The following is an 18,634-nucleotide window of genomic DNA, read 5'->3' as shown; positions in this document are numbered from 1 at the left end:
AATGAATCAGCGGGAAAAAGACGTGCAAGACATTCGCGAGGTGTTTGTTGCGCTGGTTGATGCCTGGAATCGGGGAGATGCCGCGGCGTACGGGGATTGTTTTACCGAAGATGCGGATTACGTGACGTTCATGGGGCAGCATCTGAAGGGAAGGGCGCAAATCGCCGAGGTGCATGGGTGGCTGTTTCACGGGCCGTTGAAAGGTTCGACATTGGAGTCGAGCGCTCTTGCTGAATGCAAGCCGCGGTTTCTTGCAGAAAACGTAGCTGTGGTGCACGCAACGGGCGAGGCCAGACTGGCGAATCCCGAACAGGACCCAAACGACAGAGACTCGATCAATACGAATGTGGTCGTCAAGCAACGTGGCGTGTGGAAAATTACGGCGTTTCACAATTGCCGGATTCAGGAGCTTCCGACAGGCCGGAGGTAGTGCGCTCCGCTTTCCACTGCGCATACTTTTCCGGCAAACAAACTGCGCACGGACGATAGCCCGCTGCCAGAGCCGTTTTTTCATCGGCAAAAAACACCCGCTGGGCCACATACCCGCCTTTGGCTATAGCCCGCAGAGCGGAGGGGCAATCGAGGCGTCCGTATATGTGGCGCCGCCGATATCCTCCCAGCGTACCGCGAGAGTAACTTTGGTTAGGGCGGCGGTCGGGCCCGAGAAGGGTGTAGGTTTTCAGGCCGTTCTGTTGGTGGCTTGCGCCGGGCTTTTCGCTGGCATGCATGCGGCTTCCTCCTGTTTTGGATTGTCATTTCGCCCTCAACAAAAGGAAGCCGCGCAGCCAGGTTGATGCTTTTTCGAGCAGGAGTATTTAGGAGAATTTCGGGATCGCGAACCAGGCGGTCAGGCGGTGGTTGAGCTGCTCTTCAGACAGCTCCGGGAACAGCCGTGCTTCCACTGCCATGTCGTACAGGCGCTCCATCGGCTCGCGGCTGTCCGCTTTTTTGGCTTTCGCGTCGTTTTTCAACAGCTCCCAGATGCCGACGACGTATTCGCGTCTGGTCACATCCTGTTTGCGGAAAAAGTAGTCCAGGCGCTCTACGTGGTCCATGAACTCGTCCCCGAACCGTTTTTCCACCTCGCCGCGCAGCAGCGCGATTTCTGCTTCGTACATCGGACGTTCTTTGCCTTTTTCTTTTCCGATCCACGGCGTTTCCAGCACGAGCGGCAAGTGGCGGATTTTCTCGTGGTTCACGATGTAGCTCATGGCGTCGAAGCCGATCAGTCCGGCACCGATGGGCGCGTGGCGGTCTTTTTGCGCTCCGCGGAAGTTTTTGCTGTCGTTTAGGTGGACGACGGTGAGGCGATCCAGCCCGATAATCCGGTCAAACTGCTCCAGGACGCCGTCAAAATCGTGGACGATATCATAGCCCGCATCGTGAATATGGCAAGTGTCCATGCAGACGGCGAGCTTGCTGTTGTCTTCCACTTTTTCGATGATCGCGGCGATTTCCTCGAAGCTGCGCCCGATCTCTGTTCCTTTGCCCGCCATCGTTTCCAGCGCGATTTTTACGTCGGTGTCTTTGACCCCGGCGAGCACTTCGTTCAAGCCTTCTGCGATTCGCGCAATGCCGTACTCCGCGTCCTTGTCCGTATAGGCGCCCGGGTGGAGCACGATGTTTTTGACGCCGATGTAGTCTGTCCGGCGAATTTCTTCCTGCAGGAAGCGGACGGCCAGCTCGAAGGTGTCTTCCTTGTAAGACCCCAGGTTGATGATGTACGGGGCATGGACGACGATTTCCTCGACGCCATTTTTGGCCATGACTTCCTTGCCCTCGGTGATGTATTGGTCTTCAATCGGTTTGCGCCGCGTGTTTTGCGGTGCTCCCGTGTAGATCATGAACGTGCTAGAGCCGTAGGAAGCGGCTTCCTCGGCGGCATTGAGCAGTCCTTTTCCGGAGAATGAGACGTGCGAGCCTATTTTCAGCATTCAGGTGGAACCTCCTTTGGTTAGTAAAGAAAACGCCATAAATAAAAGGTAGCGTATGACTCCCAGCTCGTCCAATGGCGGGACAGCGCAACGATTTCGGCTTTGGTCGGCTTTCTGTCCGTACCTTGTACGTATTTGATGGCATTGTGCAAGCCGACATCGTCAATGGGAAAAGCAGACGGCATCCTCAGACAGCGCATGAGGACGTAGTTGGCTGTCCACGGACCGATCCCGCGAATGTTGACCAGTGTTTTCTCTGCGTTTTGATAATCTCCTCCGTCCCATAATAGCTCCTTCGACAGTTTCCCTTCAACGATGAGTTGTGCTGCGCCGATCAAATACTCGCACTTTTTGGCAGTCATCCGCAGCACAGCGAGGTCTTGCACGGTCCGCTCTGCAATGGTTTCCGGAGCAGGAAACACCCAGTATGTTTTGCCTTCGCACACGACGGGCCGTCCGAAATTTTCCACGAGCCGCCGCTTTAATGTGTAGGCGTATGTCAGGTTGATCTGCTGTCCGAGAATCCCCCAGCTCATCGCTTCAAACAGGTCGGGGATGCCCATGTTGCGCAGTCCGTAAAACGAATCGACTGCCCCTTTCAGCAGGGCGTCTTTTTGCGCCATGTCGTAAAAGGGAGCCAGATTCGTCCCCAGATCGAACCAGTCGTAGACGTACTCCGCGACTCGCGCGCGCACGTCTGCTGTGGGAGTGGCGTCGCCGAGAAAGCGAATGTGCAGGTGCGCATCTTCCTCTGCGCGAATTTCTACGACAGGCGTCTGGCCTGCGATCGGGATTGCTTTGTATAGGCGATCGTTTTCAATCTGATACAGGCACTCGTCTTTGGCGCGCGACAAATAATGCAGGTTTTGCGTAAAGGAAAAAGGTGTTGGCACGTGCAAGATGATTTCCTCTCTATTATCGACCCAAGCCCCGGCGGGTAGACCACGGCTCGGCAATTGTGCGGCTGTCTTTCTGCTTTTTTCCGTCATTAAAAAAGCCTCCCTTGTCAGTCTGGCGGCAACCTTCTTAGTTGTATAACAGGAAAGCTGGGCTGTCATTTCGTTATCTTGCTATTTTATTGGAATAGCCGTGCGGATGAGTCCGGCGGAGGATATACTGACGGTGGAGGTGGGCGAAATGGAGCTGGGTGTCACCGAAGAGAGATGGAAAGCGATCATCACCAACGATGCGTCCTATGACGACCAGTTTTTTTACGCAGTGAAAACGACCGGAATTTTTTGTCGGCCATCGTGCAAGTCGAAGCCGCCAAGATGGGGCAATGTCCGGATTTTTCAGCAGGCGAGCGAGGCGATTCGCGAAGAGTTTCGTCCGTGCAAAAGGTGCAAGCCTACGGGACAGCGTTTGCCCGATCGGGAATGGGTCGCGCAAATCACCAACTATATCGACGCTCACTACAGCGAAAAGCTGACGTTGGCCCACCTGGCAGACATGTGTCACGGCAGTCCCTATCATTTGCATCGGACATTCAAGCGGATCAAGGAAATGACCCCTGTGGAATACATTCAGCAAAAACGGATCGACAAGGCGAAGGAACTGCTGACGCGCTCTGGCAAGCCGATTGCCGCGATTTCTGCGGAGGTAGGCGTGCCGAATACGCCGTATTTTATCACGCTGTTCAAAAAAACAACGGGACAGACGCCGAGCGAATACCGCCAAAACCAACTGCACGGGAACCAATAATCAGCGGTAGGCTGCGAACAAGATGTGATATCTTGGAGAGAGAAGATCGTGCTGGCACGATCAGGCTGTTCGCAGTCTACTCAGTATGGAGAAAAAGGGGACCTGCCAACATGGGCGATCAAAAAACGCTGCTGCAAGCTTTCAATCAAACGACCTATCAAGTCGCAGGGCACAGCAAGAGGGACATCCGTCAATTGCAGCGCATTTTTCAAGAGGTGGACGGCGATCTGGCTGCGGATGTGTACGGATCGGGAGAAGTCATCGACAACTTTCAAAACAAGATGGCGAAATATTTGGGCAAAGAATCGGCCGTCTTTTTCCCGAGCGGCACGATGGCCCAGCAAATCGCCATGCGCATCTGGTGCGACGCGAAAGGAATCCGCAAAGTGGCCTACCACCCGCTCTGCCATCTGGAGATTCACGAGGAGGACGGGCTGCGGAAGCTGCATCAGATCGAGCCTGTGCTGCTTGCCGACAAAGACCGGGTGATCTCGCTTGCGGACGTTCTGGGCATGAACGAAGAGATCGCCTGCCTGCTGCTGGAACTGCCCCAGCGCGAGATCGGCGGACAGTTGCCGCCGTATGAAGAGCTGGAAGCGATCTCCCACTACTGTCGGGAAAAAGGCATTCGCCTGCACATGGATGGGGCGAGGCTTTTGGAAACGTTGCCGTACTACCAGAAAACAGCCGCCGAGGTCTGCGCCTTGTTCGACAGTGTCTACATTTCCATCTACAAAGGGATCGGCGGCATTGCCGGAGCGATTTTGGCAGGGGACGCCGCTTTCACGAAGGAAGCGATTGTCTGGAAAAGACGGCATGGCGGCGATTTAATCAGCCTGTATCCGTACATCATTCCGGCTGACGTCTGCTTCGAGGCGAGAAAGGACAAGTTCGCCGAGTATTACGAGCAGGCCAAGGAGCTTGCCGGATTGTACAACCAGTGCCACGGCATTTCCACGCGGCCGACTGTGCCGGTATCCAACATGTTTCACGTTCACATCAGCTTGCCCAAGGAGCGGTTGGAGCCTATCCTGCTCGCCGTGTGCGAGGAGACGGGAGTGGGGCTCTCGCATTATGTTCGGGAGGTAGACGAGGCTACCAGCTACTATGAGGTCAGCCTCGGCGACCGCTATGCGACGATCCCGAAGGAAAAGCTGCAAAACGTCTTTCAGGTGCTCGATCAGAAGTTAAGAGAGGCTTTGCAGGCGTAGCAGGGAGCGTTCATGAGCGAGCGAGGAATTTTTGGCAGTTGTACACGATGACAGGTAGGCAAGCGGCTTGAGTGGGGTACACTAGCGGAATAAACTTGAAAAAAGCAGGAGGGCCACTATGCGAATCAGCTTGGCGAGTATTTTTGTAGACGATCAGAACAAGGCGCACAAGTTTTACACGGACGTCCTCGGGTTCGTGACCAAAATGGATATTCCAATGGGCGGGGTCAAATGGTTGACGGTGGTGTCTCCGGAAGACCCGGATGGTGTGCAACTCGTTTTGGAGCCAAACACGAATCCTGCGGCTTTGGCCTACCAAAAAGCCATTTTTGAGCAAAACATCCCGGCGACGGCGTTTGAAGTGAGCGACGTTCACAAGGAGTACGAGCGGCTGACCAAGCTCGGCGTCGTCTTTACGAAGGCGCCGACGGAAGCCGGAGACGTGACCTTGGCTGTATTGGACGATACGTGCGGCAATCTGATCCAAATTTATCAAATGTCATGAGCAGGGCAGAGCGCCGATAAGGAAAAGGAACGGCCATTTTCCAAAAACTGAAACATTTGCACGTTGCTCCCGTATGAAAAAAGAAAGGGTTTGCAGGGGAGGGGTAGCCGTGTTTCAGGAATTGAACGGCCAGGTTGCACAAGTCAAAGCCCAACTGCGCCAAAAGCTTCATGCGGAGCACAATGTGAAGCTTTTGCAGGAGCAGTACAAAGAAGCCGTGCAAAAACGCGAGTTGCTGCACAAGCAATTGCAGCGGGAGCAGCGCGACGTGGATAAATTGACCGGCATGTCCTTTGGCGCGTTTTTTTACAGCCTGATTGGAAAAAAAGAAGAGAAGCTGTCCAAGGAAACGGAAGAGCTTTTGCAAGCGAAAATGAAGTACGAGGAAGCGGCCGATACCGTAAAAGAGCTGGAAGAGGAGCTTGCAGAGGTAGAGCGCAGGCTGCAGCAGATGTCGGATCTGGAAGCGCGGCTCGTCGCTCTGCTCGTCGAGAAGGAGCGGCTGATTCGCAAGCAGCGGCCTGAGCTGGCGATGCAGCTACGTGTACATAGCGAGCGGGAAGCCGAACTGGGAGCGCACGAAAAAGAGCTGCAAGAGGCGATCAGCGCGGGGAGTGCCGCGATTTTGCAGCTCCGCAAGGCGATCGACAAGCTCGACTCCGCCAGCTCCTGGGGGACGTGGGACATGCTCGGCGGCGGTGCGATTTCCACCGCGATGAAGCACAACCGGATCAACGAAGCCCGCGAGTCGATCCACCAGGCGCAAAAAAGCTTGCGGCGATTCGAGCGGGAGCTGCAAGACGTGCAGCGCCAGAGCCACATCCGCATCGAGATTGGCGAAATGCTGACCTTCGCAGACTTTTTCTTCGACAACATCATTACCGACTGGATCGTCCAGGATCGTATCTCGACGTCGCTGCGCCAGGCGAAGGAAAAGCGGTCGAAGGTGGAAAGTCTGTTGAACGACCTCCAGCGGGAGCTGAAGGCGGTGGAAGCCGAGATAGCCGAGCTTCGGCAAAAATCGCTTGCTTTAATTGAAAATGCGTGAGGCAAAAAGCAAAAGCCTGATCGTCCCCAACCAGACTGGATGCGATCAGGCTTTTTGCTATTGCTGTCGCTATTCGCGGCTGCCCGCCTCCACCCCGAAGCGTGAAAACAACTGCCAGATCAGCTCGCGCCTGCTGGATACCCCCGTTTTCACGAAAATCGACTTCAAATGATCCTGCACCGTATAAGCGGAGATGTGCAACGCGCGGGCCAGCTCCTTGGTGGACGAGCCGCGGACGATCTGGCCGAGAATCTGCTTTTCCCGTTCGGACAATCCGTACGCTTCGCAGACCAGCGGGAGAATATCGGCAGGCTTGGCCGGACCGAACAAGACGGCGAGGTGGACAGCGCCGTCCATGCCGTGCATCGGGCTTGCCTGAATCGTGACATACGGGCCGTCCGGCATGCGGATGCACACTTTGGCCATGGAGGCTTTCGGGGCAGGCTCGTTCAACTGCGCCAACGCCCGGAAGCAGACGGCGCGCACTGGCCGGGGCAAAATGTGGCGATCGATCGACTCCCACCTGCGCAACAGCGAAAGCCACCTGTCTGCGGTGGCGTTGGCCGAGTGGATAGCCAGCCGCTCAGACATCATGACGATTCCCGTCTCTTCCTCCATCCAGGAGGTGTCCTCGGCTGGCAGGGAGAGGGCTGTTTTTCGCAAATGGTAGGCGATCAGCGGTGCCAGCTCTGCCATCCACTCGCGCTCCTCCTCGCTAAAAACAGGACGCCCCTGAAAGCGAAACAGCGTCAAAAATCCCCAGCAAGCCCCATCGTACTTGAGCGCTGCTCGCAACTCGTCAGCAAAGCCTGCCGGGAGCAAGACGTTGCGGTAGCGCTCACTCTTCGCAAGCTCTCCGCCTGTCGCTTGATACAGCGTGGCGACAGGCTCTGCCGCCCTGCTCAGTTGTTCGTAACGGATGAAGTCTTCGCGTAAATATTCGTGCTCGAAAATGCCGTGGTGTATCGCTTCCACGCCGTCTTCCGTGATCGCGCCTGTCGACAGCAGCGTCTGCGGGTCGACCGCCGTGCAGCAAGCCCCGTCAAAAGGCAGGCACTCCCGCAGCAACTGCAGGAGTGCCGTCCGGTAATCCTGGGAGGAAGCGGGGTGGCGCCGGGCGAGCGCGAGCAGTTTTCGTTTGCTGGCTTCCCATTTTGCATTCATCTGCGCGTTCTCCTGTGTGGAGCGAGCGAAGGAAATCCCATATTTGTGGGATGGTACTCCCTTGGCTCATCTCTATAATTGAGAATAATTCTTAATGAATGCGGGCCAAAAGTCAACGCTCGTCTCCCGATTTCCCCGATCTATCCATTACGCAAGGAGTTGGAAAAGACTTCATGACGTTTATTTACCGTCAATTTGCCCGTGTCTTCGTCGGCGGGCTCGCTGCCATGGCGCTTTTGGCAGGCTGCGCAGTCGATACGTCCAATCAGCAAAAGGAAGCGGCGAGCGCATCCAGCGACAGCCCAGCCGCCGCGATCACGCTGCTGACACCGAAGGCTCCCTCCCTGATTCCGGCCGTCTATATGGAAAACACAGCGGCAGCAGGGACGTTCAAAGTAGCCACTTGGGACTCGCTGGAACAACTGCTGGCTGGCATCCAGAGCGACGAAGCGCCGCGGCGCAGATGCTTGCGCAGGCTCAGCGCAGGACGGCCGAGGCGGGACTTGCGGCGCGTGTCACGTTGCAGGAGGGAACGGTGGACGCGCTGCCTGAGCAGCCGGCCTACGCAGCGGCGACCTGCCTGCTCGTGCTTCATTTTGTCAAAGGACTTGCGGCAAAACGAGAGCTGCTGCAGCAAATCGCGGCTCGCTTGCGGCCAGGCGCCCCGTTTTGTCTCGCGACGATTGCGGGCGATCCGCAGTCGCAGTCGTTTCGCTTGCAGACGCAAGCCTGGCAGACACATATGCTCGACAACGGCATCGCCATGGCGGAGTGGGAACGTTTTGCGGCTTCGCCCGGCAACGAGTCCGATCCAATCCCGGAATCTCACGTGCAGGCGCTGATGGCGGAGGCTGGCTTCGAGCACGCTACCCGCTACTTCGGCTCCTATCTGGTCCACGCCTGGTTCGCTGTGAAAAGGTAGCGGGGGGAACGAGAGCGTTGGCGCGAAAGGACGCGCGGTGATAAGCGTTTGCGAAAGGGAGCGGGAGAACGGCCCCCCTGCCCCGAAAGGACGCGCCAGTGACAAACATCGGCCTGGGCCGAGGGCGAGTACTTGCGTCAACAAAACCAACCCGATACGACCGCTTTGCCTGCCCGCAGGCGGTCACACCCATCTTGTGAAACACGGCGGGACGTTTTTCACAGCAAAAGGACGAGAGCTTATGGATAAAGACAAAATTGTCGTAGTGGGTGGCTACGGCTACGTGGGCGCGACAATATGCAAAGAGCTGGGGAACCTATACCCCGGCCGCGTGTATGCGGCAGGGCGCAGCCTGGAAAAAGCGGAAGCGTTTTGCCGGGAAACGGCGGGGAAAGTGCGTCCGCTCCGGTTCGACCTGCGCCAGCTATGACGTGACGCTCCATCACCGCCGGGTGTCCGTCCGAAGCATGACAGACGGCAAGCTCGCCGACTTCGGGGGCCATCTGGGGAAAAAGCAGGCGTACCGCTTTCCTTTTTCCGATCAACAGACATTGGCCCGGACGCTCGGTGTCCCATCGGTATCGACGCGGCTGTGCTTCGACCAGGAGTGGGTAGCGCGGCTTGCGGCAGGGCTGTGCCGATTGCTGCGCAAGCCGCGGGTGCGCGAGGCAGCCGTAGCGGCGTTTGCGGGGCTGAAAATGGGCGATGACCGCTTCGCCGTCAAGGTCGAGGCATGGGGAAAAGCGGGAAAGCGCGCGGCCATCGCGGAGTGTCTTTTGCACGGGCACGATCAGTCGAAAATGACCGCCAAAGTGGCTGCCGCCGTCGCAAAAGCGTTGTATTCACAAGCTTTTCCGCATGGCGTGTACCATATTGAACAGTTGTTTAAACTGGAACAAATGAAGAATTGGCTTGAGCAGGAGGCTTCGCTCTGCGTCACTGTCAAGGAAAGCCGTTAGTCTGTGCAGGGTCGGGAGAACGATTCTTCCGGCCCGAGCTGTTGACAAGGAGTTATTCCCGTTTTATAATTATCTCAAATTAAAGATATTCACTGCACATACTCGCTTGCTTGTCGCCAGACTTCCTCGCGTGCAGTCAGTATCCAGCGCAATCGCAATCCAACGTTTTTGTTTCTCTAATATCTCAAATTTAAGATATTAAAAATCCAGAAAAAATGAAGCCATTCGCGACGATGAGGAGGAGCTTTTTATGAGCGAGTTTTCTGTATTGGTGAAAAAACGGCGGTCCGCCAATAAATTTATCCCGTCCGTTCCGATCTCTACGGCTGACATCGAGGACATCATGTCGCTCGTCAAGTTTGCGCCATCTGCTTTCAATTTGCAGCACGCGCACTATGTCGTCGTCACAGACCCGGAGACGAAGGAGCGAGTATATGAAGCGGCGCAGAGACAATATAAGGTAAAAACAGCTTCGGCAGTCATCATCGTGTTGGGCGACCTGGAAGCCTACAAAAACGCAGGCCGCATCAACGAAGGGCTGCTGCACCTGGGCGTCATGGACCAGCGCGAATACGATCATACTGTTTCGTCTGTCCATTCCTTTTACGAAGCAGGGGGAGAGCCGTTCAAACGGGACGAAGCGATTCGCAACGCCAGCTTGTCCGCTATGCTGTTCATGCTCGCTGCCAAGGACAAAGGCTGGGATACTTGCCCGATGATCGGCTTCGATCCGGAGGCGGTCCGCGAGATATTGCAAATTCCTGACCGCTACGTCCCGGCGATGATGATTACGATCGGTAAAGAAGACACGTCCAGCCAACGTGTACGAGGATACCGCAAGCCAGTCGGAGAGTTCGTCAGCTACAACACTTTCCGGTCCGAATCAAAAACAGGAGGTACAAGCAAATGACACAGCAAACAGCAGGCATTCACCATATTACCGCTTTTGTGAAAAGCGCACAGGACAACGTCGACTTTTACGCAGGGATTCTCGGCCTGCGCCTGGTCAAAAAAACAATCAACTTCGACGCCCCGGAAGTGTACCATCTGTACTTCGGCAACGAGGTAGGCAGCCCGGGTACCGCGATCACCTTTTTCCCATGGGAGACAGCGCGCCGCGGCCGTGTAGGCGGCGGGCAGGTTGGCTATACGACGTTTCTGGTTCCGACAGGCTCCATGGCTTTCTGGGAAGAGCGCCTGAACAAGTTCGGCGTCGAGTACAAGCGCGTGGAACGCTTTCACGAAACGTACCTGCAATTTACCGACAGAGACGGCTTGCAGTTGGAGCTTGTCGAGCGCGAAGGCGGCCCCGCGAGCAAGTGGGCATTCGGCGGCGTCCCGGCCGACAAAGCGATCAAAGGGTTCGGGGGAGCGATCCTCTACAGCGTCGCCCCCGCCCACACCATGGCAGTATTGGAAAAACTGATGGGCCTGACCAAAGTAGGCGAAGAAAACGGCCTCGTCCGCTTCCGGGCGCACGGCGACCTGGGCAATGTCATTGACGTCAATGCCGAGCCGATGCCAAGGGGAGCAGGGGGAGCGGGTACCGTCCACCATATCGCCTGGCGGGCCAAGGACGACCAGGATCATCGCCTGTGGCAGTCGCGCGTGGCGCAAGCGGGCCTTCAGCCGACAGACATCGTCGACCGCCAGTATTTCCATGCGATCTACTTCCGCGAGCCGGGCGAAATCTTGTTCGAGATTGCCACCGATCCGCCAGGCTTTGAGCGCGACGAACCGTTTGACGCATTGGGCGAAAAGCTGATGCTGCCAGAGTGGTACGAGCCGCATCGCGCCCAGATCGAGCAAGGCTTGACCCCGATCACTGTACGCGTACTGGAGGAGGATAAGTAATGAAGCACATTTTTCGCAAAGGAACGGACCTCGCCGCTCCCACCTTGCTGTTGCTGCACGGCACGGGCGGAGACGAAAACGATCTGGTGCCGCTGGCGCAGCTCATCCATCCGGGGGCTTCTGTGCTCAGTGTCCGAGGCAATGTTTTGGAAAACGGCATGCCGCGATTTTTTCGCCGTCTGGCCGAGGGTGTTTTCGACGAGGAAGATTTGGTCTACCGCACGGAGGAGTTGCACGAGTTTTTGGATCAGGCAGCGGTCCAATACCAGTTGGACAGGGAAAACATCGTGGCAGTCGGGTATTCGAACGGTGCCAACATCGCCGGGAGCCTGCTGTTTCACTACCCGAATCCGCTGCGCGGCGCGATTTTGTACCACCCGATGGTTCCGCGGCGCGGGATTCCTCTGCCTGACATGAGCGGACTTTCGGTGTTCATCGGGGCGGGAACGAACGATCCGATCTGCTCACCGCTGGAGTCCGAGGAACTCAAGCAGCTTTTGGCCTCGGCGGGTGCCGACGTGACGCTGCATTGGGAATCGAACGGCCACCAGTTGACCAGGATGGAAGTAGAGACTTCGGCCCAATGGTTTGCGAAACAGTTTAGCGAGTGACAAAAAAAGCAGCAGAGCCGCGACGTTCTGCTGCTTTTTTGCGTGTTCCTGCCAGCCGACGCCGCTTGGGCCGAGCAGCGGCATCATGATTTCCTTACATTCCGATCGGAGGAAACGATTAGAGGAAAAGGCACAGAAGGGAGCGGCCCGAGCTTGTCGCAAGCCGCATCTACGCCGTTTTGTCAACGCTTGTTCATCTGACGTTCATACAGTTCCGCTATCATGAGGGAACCGCAAGCCATGCGGGCATGCAGACGAGCTTTAACGCCAGCAGCAGCCAACAAAGTGGCCAAAACCTACCCGCCTATCAGGTGGCGATCACATCCCAAGAAATGGCGTAACAGGCTGAAACAAAGGAGATGCTACCTTGTATAATCAGATCAGCCCGCGATTTGGCTGGCAAGCTTCAGCCCGCTGGCGCAAGTCTTTGGATACGTGCCGGAACGTAAGGAGGGGAGCCAGATGAAAATAACGATTCTCGTAGCAGACGACGATGCGCACATTCGCGAACTACTGCGATTTTATTTGGAAAAAGAAGGGTATCGGGTGCTGGCTGCCGCAGATGGCAGTCAGGCGTCGGCATTGCTTGAGCAGGAGAAGGTGCAACTGGCGATTGTCGATGTGATGATGCCAGGCAAAAACGGCTGGGAGCTGTGCAAGGAGATTCGCGACTACTACGACCTTCCCGTCATCATGCTGACGGCAAAAGGCGAGGTGCGGGACAAGGAGAAAGGGTTTTTGGCCGGAACCGACGACTATTTGACCAAGCCGTTTGAGCCGACGGAATTGCTCTACCGGATCAAAGCCTTGCTGCGCCGCTACCAGATGGTCAGCAAACAGGTCATTGTCATGCACGATACCGTCATCGACCGGGTGAGCCACGTCGTGAAAATCAAGGACGAAGCTGTACATCTCCCGCTCAAGGAGTTCGAACTGCTCGCCCAGCTCGCCAGCTTTCCCGACCGGACCTTTACGCGGGATCAACTGCTGGATTTGGTCTGGGGCGGAGACAACGAGAGCGACAGCCGCACGATTGACGTCCACATCAAGCGGCTGCGGGAAAAGTTTACGGACAAAACGGACGACTTTGTCATTTCGACCGTTCGTGGCCTCGGCTACAAGCTGGAGGTGCGCAACGGATGAAATCGCTCTACTTCCGGGTCGTCCTCCTGTTTGTCGCGATTGTCCTCATCAGCGGAACGCTCGGCTTTTTGCTCGCCAACGAGTACTACCAGCGCAACATGCGCGCCTACAACGAACAGAAAATTGCGCGGATCGGGCAGGAGATCGTTGCTTTGTACACGGACAAATCCGGCATGGATCTGCACGCGTTTATGACACATGTCGCCAACCTCAATTTTCAGTTGTACCTCGTGGACGAGCGCGGACAAGCGACATCGTTCGGCGCGCCTTTTCGCGACCACCAGCTCGCACGAGAGACGGTGCAAAAGGTGCTGGCCGGGGAAATGTACAGAGGGATCACGGAAGAACAGCACGGGTTGTTCGTGACCGGATTTTTCGAGAATACGCTGAAAAACAGCATCGGCTTGCCGCTGGAAGCGGAAGGGAAAACATACGCCTTGTTTGTGCGGCCCAGCATCGAGCAGCAATTTGGCGAAGTCCACGTAATGTTTGCCGTGCTCTTGGCTGCGATGTTTCTGCTCAGCCTGCTGTTCATCCTGGTGTTTACGCGTTATTTGGTGCGGCCGATTCAAAAGCTGAGCCACGCGACGAAAAAGCTGGCGGAAGGCGAGTACGAAATCCAGCTCGACATCGCCCGCAAAGACGAAATCGGCGAACTGGCTGCCAACTTCGCGCAAATGGCCGAGTCGCTGAAGCAGCTCGATGACATGCGCCAGGAGTTTGTGTCCAACGTCTCGCACGAAATCCAGTCTCCGCTCGCCTCCATTCAGGGCTTTTCGCAGGCGATCCGCAGCGGTGGCGTGACGGAGGTGCAGAGGGATGAGTACTTGACGATCATCGAGGAGGAGAGCCGCCGTCTCTCATCTTTGAGCAAACAGCTTTTGACGCTCGCTTCACTGGATAAAGAGACGGGCTTGTACGAGCCGACTGTCTATCGGCTGGACGAGCAGTTGCGACAGGTCGTTTTGCTGCTGGAGCGCCAATGGCAGCAAAAAAGCCTGGAGTTAGAGCTGGATTTGCCGGACACGCTCATCACGGCAGACAAGCAACTGCTGAATCAGGTGTGGATCAACCTGTTGTCCAACAGCATCAAGTTTACTCCGCCGCACGGCACGATTTCCTTGTCGATCCAGCAAGCGCCGTCTGATCTCGTCGTGACGATTCGCGATACGGGGATCGGCATTTCGGAGGAGGAGCGGCAGCATATTTTTGAGCGCTTTTACAAAGGGGACAAGTCCCGCAATCGGGAAGCGACAGGCAGCGGGCTTGGACTCGCGATCGTCCATAAAATCGTGCAGGCGGCAAAAGGCATCATCGACATCGACAGTGACATAGGAGCAGGCACGACAGTCAAGGTCAGCCTGCCCGCGCATGAACGCCCCCGGAAGTAAGACAGGCCGGGGGCGCTTTCGTTTGCTGCGGAGTCATAAATGCAGCGGCTATCCATTACGCTAGGAAAAGGATGTTGGCTTTCCGACGCAGAGGCAAATGCAAATTCGCGGAAAAGTGCCCGGACGGCGAACAGCGCAAAACCATACTTTTTTCCGACAAAGAGGGGCTGCGGGATGAATACTGGACTCTACGATTACTGGCTCGTCTTTCTGGCAGGCTTGTTCAGCGCTCCCCACTGCCTGGGGATGTGCGGCGGGATCATGTCGGCCATGACGCTTCAGTCCAAAGCGTCTCTGTTGCAAACGATTCTGGCTTACAATGCGGGCCGGATTGTGACGTATATGGCCGTAGGCGCATTCATGGGTTTCGCCGGGTCGTTTGTGAATGCGGCAGGCGTGGTCATCGGATTGCAGGGCATTGCCAATATCGCCGGAGGGCTGTTCATCATTCTCTGGGTCGTCAAAAAGTTCGCTTTGCCCTTGGACAAATACAGCCCGCTCCAGCTTTCGTCCGCGCAAAAGTTGTTGCACCTGCTCAAATCACGGCAAGGAATCGCGCCAGTGCTGGTCAGCGGGCTTTTGCTCGGCTTTTTGCCGTGCGGGCTGACCTATACGATGCATATGAAAGCAGCCGCGACCGGAAGCATGGCGCAAGGGATGGCGACTTTGGGCGTGTTTGGCCTGGGCACTTTGCCCGCGCTCGTGGCGATCGGCCTGTTTTCCTTCGTTCTGACCAAAACACTCCGTTCCAAGGTGCTCTTCGTCGGCAATGCGCTCGCGTTATGTATCGGAATCTTGTCTGTTTTGCGCGGCCTGGCGATCAACGGCTGGATTCCTACCGTCAATCCGTGGCTGTGGTAGGCGAAGCGGCGGCTCATGGCTCGACGCGAAAAGGATAGGCGGCGCTCATGGCTTTGCCGTCTAGCTCGAATGTAATCGTAGCCAGCCAATCGCCCAGCATGGTCGGCACGATTTGCGCGACGTACGCGCCTTCCTTTTCCTTCGCGGCCGCGAAGACGATTGCCCCGTGGTCCATGTTCGGCATGCTCAGGGAGACGGATACGGTAGCCGTTTCCAGCTTGGCTGCATGTTCGGCCGGAACGGTTATGTGCAGCGCGTTTTCTTGCACATTTTTGGCCGGGGACGGATCGAGCGCTACTTGCAAAGGAATCGACAGTTCCTCAAGCATCGGCGTGTTCGTTTGCTGTGCGGCAGCGGTACTGGCGTGCCCGACATGGTCCTGGGGGGCACAGCCAATGAGGGTAAATGGAGCCAGCAGCAGGCACGACAGCCGAAGGGCGACAAATTTGCGCATCATGTTCACCACTTTCCCATAAGTTACAAGCTTCCCTATCGTATTCACGGCCGCTGCCGTTCATACTTCATCTTCTACGAAATTGTCCTGGCGCATAGGTTGGACATGAGGACATGTTCGGAAGCTGAAGGGGAGTTTTTTCATGACCATCCACCAAACGTATCAGGTTACAGGCATGACCTGCGCAGCGTGTGCCAACAGGATTGAGAAACGGCTGCGCAAGGTCCAGGGTGTGCAGGAGGTACACGTCAATCTGACGACCAACAAGGCGCGGGTAGCCTTTGACCCTTCGCAAACCAACGATCAGGAGATCATGACAAAAATCGAACAGCTCGGTTTTTCCGCGAGCTTGAAGCAGGAAGAGACGCAAGGGGAAAAAAGGGCGCTGCTCTGGCGGTTTATTTTCTCGGCCATTCTGACGATGCCGCTGTTGTGGGCGATGGCGGCGCATTTTTCTGTGACGTCGTTTCTATGGGTGCCGCCTTTGTTTCTGGCGCCTTTGTTCCAGTTCGCGCTGACCCTGCCGATTCAGTTGTTCATCGGGCAATCGTTTTACATCGGGGCGTGGAACGCCTTGAAAAACCGCTCGGCCAACATGGACGTGCTGGTCGTGCTGAGCACCTCGACCGCTTTTTTGTACAGCCATTACTTGACCTTTACGACCATCGGGCAGGCGAATCACGGCCTGACTGTCTACTACGAGTCTTGCGCGGTAATCTTCACGTTTTTACTGCTGGGCAAATATGTGGAGGCGATGGCGAAGGACCGGACGAAACATGCCATCGGACAACTGCACGAACTGCAACCGGCGCTGGCGCATGTGGTGCGCGGCGAAGAGGTGTGTACGGTTCCTGTCGAGCAGCTTGCGGTGGGCGATATTTTTCTCGTCAAGCCAGGCGAGCGGGTACCGACGGACGGGATCGTGCTGGAAGGGCACGCGAGCGTTGACCAGTCGATGTTCACGGGGGAAAGCCTGCCTGTAGAAAAATGGAGCGGGCATTCCGTAATCGGGGCGACGCTGAACCAGAGCGGCTGGCTGAAGGTCAAGGCGACGAAGGTCGGGGAAGACACGGCGCTGACGCAGGTGATCCGCACAGTGGAGGAAGCGCAGTTGTCGAAGGCGCCGATCCAGCGGGTGGCGGATGAAATTACCGATGTGTTTGTGCCGATCATCATTGCGATTGCCGCTGTGACGTTTTTGGCCTGGTACTACGTCTTTGCGCCTCAAGACTTGGGCGGGGCGCTGGAAAAGGCGATTGCCGTCCTCATTATCGCTTGTCCGTGCGCACTCGGGCTGGCTACTCCCATGTCGATCCTAGTCGTATCCGGCAGAGCGGCGCAGATGGGCATTCTGTTCAAGCAGGGAAAGTATTTGGAGGCGTTGCAAAAGATCGACACGATTGTGTTTGACAAAACAGGCACGTTGAGCAGAGGGGCGCACGAGGTCGTCGGCGTCAACACGCGCGGATGGAGCGAGGCGGCGTTTTGGCGCCTGGTGGCCGGGGCGGAAATGACCTCTGAGCACCCGTTGGCGGCAACGATTGTGGCCCATGCGAAAAAACAGGGGCTGTCCATCCCGACAGCCACGTCCTTTTCCTCGCTGCCCGGCTATGGAATCGAAGCGATAGTGGAAGGGCATGCAGTGGTGGTCGGTTCCCCCAAGCTGCTGACCCGAAACAACGTGGACATCGGCACTGTGCTCGATCAGTTGGTGCGGCACGGAGCGGAAGGGAAAATGGTGCTGCTCGCAGCCATCGACGGGCGGCTGGCCGGGTATGTGGTGCTGTCGGACCAGTTGAAAAGAGACGCGAAAAAAGCGGTCGCCCAACTGCGAAAAATGGGCAAGGACATCATCATGATTACGGGAGACAACCCATATACGGCGAAAAGCGTGGCGAGACAGGCGGGAATCGAGCAAGTGTACGCGGGAGTGCTGCCTGCCCAAAAGGCGGAGTTGATCTTGCGCCTGCAAGAAAAAGGGAAAAAAATCGCCATGGTCGGCGACGGGGTCAACGACGCGCCTGCTCTGACCGCAGCGAGCGTCGGCATTGCGCTGGGAACGGGAGCGGACATTTCCAAGGATTCAGCCGATGTCGTCATCATGCACGGCGAGGTAAAAGGGGTGGTCCACGCTATCCGGCTCAGCCAAATGGCGATGAAAAACATCCGGCAAAACTTGTTTTGGGCTTTTTTTTACAATGCGATCGCAATTCCGGCGACAATGCTCGGCTTTTTGGCGCCGTGGCTGGCAGGAATCGCCATGGCGTTCAGCTCGCTGTCGGTCGTGCTGAATTCCTTGCGCTTGCGAAAAGGGCGCATGGAAAAATAAAAAAACCGAGCGATCACGTAGCTCGGACAGTCGATTTCTGTTCTTTGGCATGCTCTACTCCCGCTGAGATCAGATGGCGCACGTGGTCATCGTCCAGCGAATAAAAGACGAGCTTGCCTTCTTTGCGGTATTTGGCCAGGCCCATGTTGCGCAGAAGCCGCAAATGATGCGAGGTGTTGGCGATGGAGCTGCCGATGATGGCTGCGACGTCACAGACGCACAGTTCGTCTTCCATGGACAAAATATGAATGATTTTCGCCCGGGTGTCGTCGGCGAGCGCCTTGAAAATTTTCGCTACCCCTTCGGATTCTGTAGCGTACGGCTTCAAGCGACTGACTTTTTCTTCGTCATAGCATTGAATCTCACAGATGTCGTCCACCGTAAAAATCACCTCTTGCTTACTTCAATGTCCTACTATTATAGACATTCGCGCGAAAAGAGAAAAGGCATTTTGCAGTCCCGGCTGGCAAGAATGCGGACTGGGCATATAACTCCAACGATTAGGCTCATTTTCCGCGGGCGATCGTCATAGCTCTTTGATAGGGGA

The 18,634-nt window shown here is 56.3% G+C and carries 21 protein-coding genes; 15 read left to right on the top strand and 6 right to left on the bottom strand.

The genetic code is table 11. The features are described 5' to 3' along the window. Position 1 precedes the first annotated feature (1 nt). Positions 2-430, top strand: a complete 429-nt coding sequence (locus M655_RS26660; RefSeq protein ID WP_025847243.1) for an SgcJ/EcaC family oxidoreductase — start codon at positions 2-4, stop codon at positions 428-430. On the opposite strand, the gene M655_RS26655 is transcribed toward M655_RS26660, so the two are convergent. The 3 genes from M655_RS26655 to M655_RS26645 all read right to left on the bottom strand — a co-directional run bounded on the left by M655_RS26655 (position 378) and on the right by M655_RS26645 (position 2,923). Next, on the bottom strand, positions 378-728 hold the full coding sequence (locus tag M655_RS26655) for an Ada metal-binding domain-containing protein (protein ID WP_007779436.1): 351 nt from the start codon (positions 726-728) through the stop codon (positions 378-380). The genes M655_RS26660 and M655_RS26655 overlap by 53 nt on opposite strands. Before the next feature lie 87 nt (positions 729-815). Beyond that, positions 816-1,934 carry a deoxyribonuclease IV gene (locus M655_RS26650; RefSeq protein ID WP_005832638.1) on the bottom strand — a complete coding sequence of 373 codons (1,119 nt, stop codon included), beginning with the start codon at positions 1,932-1,934 and terminating at the stop codon, positions 816-818. Positions 1,935-1,954: 20 nt separating this feature from the next. After that, positions 1,955-2,923: a DNA-3-methyladenine glycosylase family protein gene (locus M655_RS26645; protein WP_081414816.1), complete on the bottom strand. Its 969-nt coding sequence runs from the start codon at positions 2,921-2,923 to the stop codon at positions 1,955-1,957. Positions 2,924-3,071: 148 nt separating this feature from the next. On the opposite strand from M655_RS26645, the gene M655_RS26640 reads away from it, so the two are divergent. The 4 genes from M655_RS26640 to M655_RS26625 all read left to right on the top strand — a co-directional run bounded on the left by M655_RS26640 (position 3,072) and on the right by M655_RS26625 (position 6,399). Continuing rightward, a complete protein-coding gene (locus M655_RS26640) occupies positions 3,072-3,635 on the top strand; it encodes a bifunctional transcriptional activator/DNA repair enzyme AdaA (protein ID WP_026558543.1) in 564 nt (187 codons plus the stop codon). A 110-nt stretch (positions 3,636-3,745) separates the two neighbouring features. After that, the gene (locus M655_RS26635) at positions 3,746-4,846 is read left to right on the top strand and encodes a threonine aldolase family protein (protein ID WP_026558544.1); all 1,101 of its coding nucleotides are present in this window, start codon (positions 3,746-3,748) and stop codon (positions 4,844-4,846) included. A gap of 118 nt (positions 4,847-4,964) precedes the next feature. Continuing rightward, positions 4,965-5,351: a VOC family protein gene (locus M655_RS26630; RefSeq protein WP_005832645.1), complete on the top strand. Its 387-nt coding sequence runs from the start codon at positions 4,965-4,967 to the stop codon at positions 5,349-5,351. A gap of 109 nt (positions 5,352-5,460) precedes the next feature. Further along, positions 5,461-6,399: a coiled-coil domain-containing protein gene (locus M655_RS26625; RefSeq protein WP_026558545.1), complete on the top strand. Its 939-nt coding sequence runs from the start codon at positions 5,461-5,463 to the stop codon at positions 6,397-6,399. A gap of 69 nt (positions 6,400-6,468) precedes the next feature. Here M655_RS26625 and M655_RS26620 read toward each other — a convergent pair whose 3' ends face one another. After that, positions 6,469-7,563 (bottom strand): helix-turn-helix transcriptional regulator, encoded by a 1,095-nt coding sequence (locus tag M655_RS26620; protein WP_026558546.1) that lies wholly within the window; start codon positions 7,561-7,563, stop codon positions 6,469-6,471. A 463-nt stretch (positions 7,564-8,026) separates the two neighbouring features. Between M655_RS26620 and M655_RS26615 the strand changes: the two genes are divergently transcribed. From M655_RS26615 to M655_RS26580, 9 genes are all read left to right on the top strand, one after another. Then, entirely contained in the window at positions 8,027-8,485 is a 459-nt protein-coding gene (locus M655_RS26615) for a class I SAM-dependent methyltransferase (RefSeq protein WP_035423446.1), read from the top strand. Between the two features lie 241 nt (positions 8,486-8,726). Then, positions 8,727-8,915: a hypothetical protein gene (locus tag M655_RS28205; protein WP_007779412.1), complete on the top strand. Its 189-nt coding sequence runs from the start codon at positions 8,727-8,729 to the stop codon at positions 8,913-8,915. 37 nt (positions 8,916-8,952) lie between these two features. Further along, on the top strand, positions 8,953-9,444 hold the full coding sequence (locus tag M655_RS26610) for a hypothetical protein (protein WP_026558548.1): 492 nt from the start codon (positions 8,953-8,955) through the stop codon (positions 9,442-9,444). Positions 9,445-9,694: 250 nt separating this feature from the next. Further along, on the top strand, positions 9,695-10,354 hold the full coding sequence (locus tag M655_RS26605; protein ID WP_026558549.1) for a nitroreductase family protein: 660 nt from the start codon (positions 9,695-9,697) through the stop codon (positions 10,352-10,354). Then, positions 10,351-11,298, top strand: a complete 948-nt coding sequence (locus M655_RS26600) for a ring-cleaving dioxygenase (RefSeq protein WP_026558550.1) — start codon at positions 10,351-10,353, stop codon at positions 11,296-11,298. The genes M655_RS26605 and M655_RS26600 overlap by 4 nt, the downstream gene beginning before the upstream one ends. After that, positions 11,298-11,909, top strand: coding sequence for an alpha/beta hydrolase (locus tag M655_RS26595; RefSeq protein WP_025847222.1), 612 nt, complete (start codon positions 11,298-11,300; stop codon positions 11,907-11,909). The genes M655_RS26600 and M655_RS26595 overlap by 1 nt, the downstream gene beginning before the upstream one ends. 462 nt (positions 11,910-12,371) lie before the next feature. After that, complete coding sequence (locus tag M655_RS26590; RefSeq protein ID WP_005832659.1) at positions 12,372-13,052, top strand: response regulator transcription factor; 681 nt, start codon at positions 12,372-12,374, stop codon at positions 13,050-13,052. Then, the gene (locus tag M655_RS26585) at positions 13,049-14,443 is read left to right on the top strand and encodes a sensor histidine kinase (RefSeq protein WP_005832661.1); all 1,395 of its coding nucleotides are present in this window, start codon (positions 13,049-13,051) and stop codon (positions 14,441-14,443) included. Before M655_RS26590 ends, M655_RS26585 begins: the two co-directional genes overlap by 4 nt. A 174-nt stretch (positions 14,444-14,617) precedes the next feature. Continuing rightward, complete coding sequence (locus M655_RS26580; RefSeq protein ID WP_005832663.1) at positions 14,618-15,304, top strand: sulfite exporter TauE/SafE family protein; 687 nt, start codon at positions 14,618-14,620, stop codon at positions 15,302-15,304. Positions 15,305-15,317: 13 nt separating this feature from the next. Here the strand turns inward: M655_RS26580 and M655_RS26575 are convergent, their stop codons facing one another. Next, positions 15,318-15,761, bottom strand: a complete 444-nt coding sequence (locus M655_RS26575; protein WP_026558551.1) for a FixH family protein — start codon at positions 15,759-15,761, stop codon at positions 15,318-15,320. 139 nt (positions 15,762-15,900) lie between these two features. Here M655_RS26575 and M655_RS26570 point away from each other — a divergent pair, with 139 nt between their 5' ends. Next, positions 15,901-18,087 (top strand): heavy metal translocating P-type ATPase, encoded by a 2,187-nt coding sequence (locus M655_RS26570; protein WP_026558552.1) that lies wholly within the window; start codon positions 15,901-15,903, stop codon positions 18,085-18,087. Between the two features lie 13 nt (positions 18,088-18,100). Here the strand turns inward: M655_RS26570 and M655_RS26565 are convergent, their stop codons facing one another. After that, entirely contained in the window at positions 18,101-18,466 is a 366-nt protein-coding gene (locus M655_RS26565; protein WP_025847209.1) for an ArsR/SmtB family transcription factor, read from the bottom strand. Positions 18,467-18,634 lie beyond the last annotated feature (168 nt).

Origin of the sequence: Brevibacillus sp. NSP2.1, from assembly GCF_000470975.2 — a bacterium.
Classification (GTDB): domain Bacteria; phylum Bacillota; class Bacilli; order Brevibacillales; family Brevibacillaceae; genus Brevibacillus; species Brevibacillus agri.
Note: the sequence above shows the minus strand (reverse complement) of the source record. Positions and strands in the feature narration are given on the sequence as shown.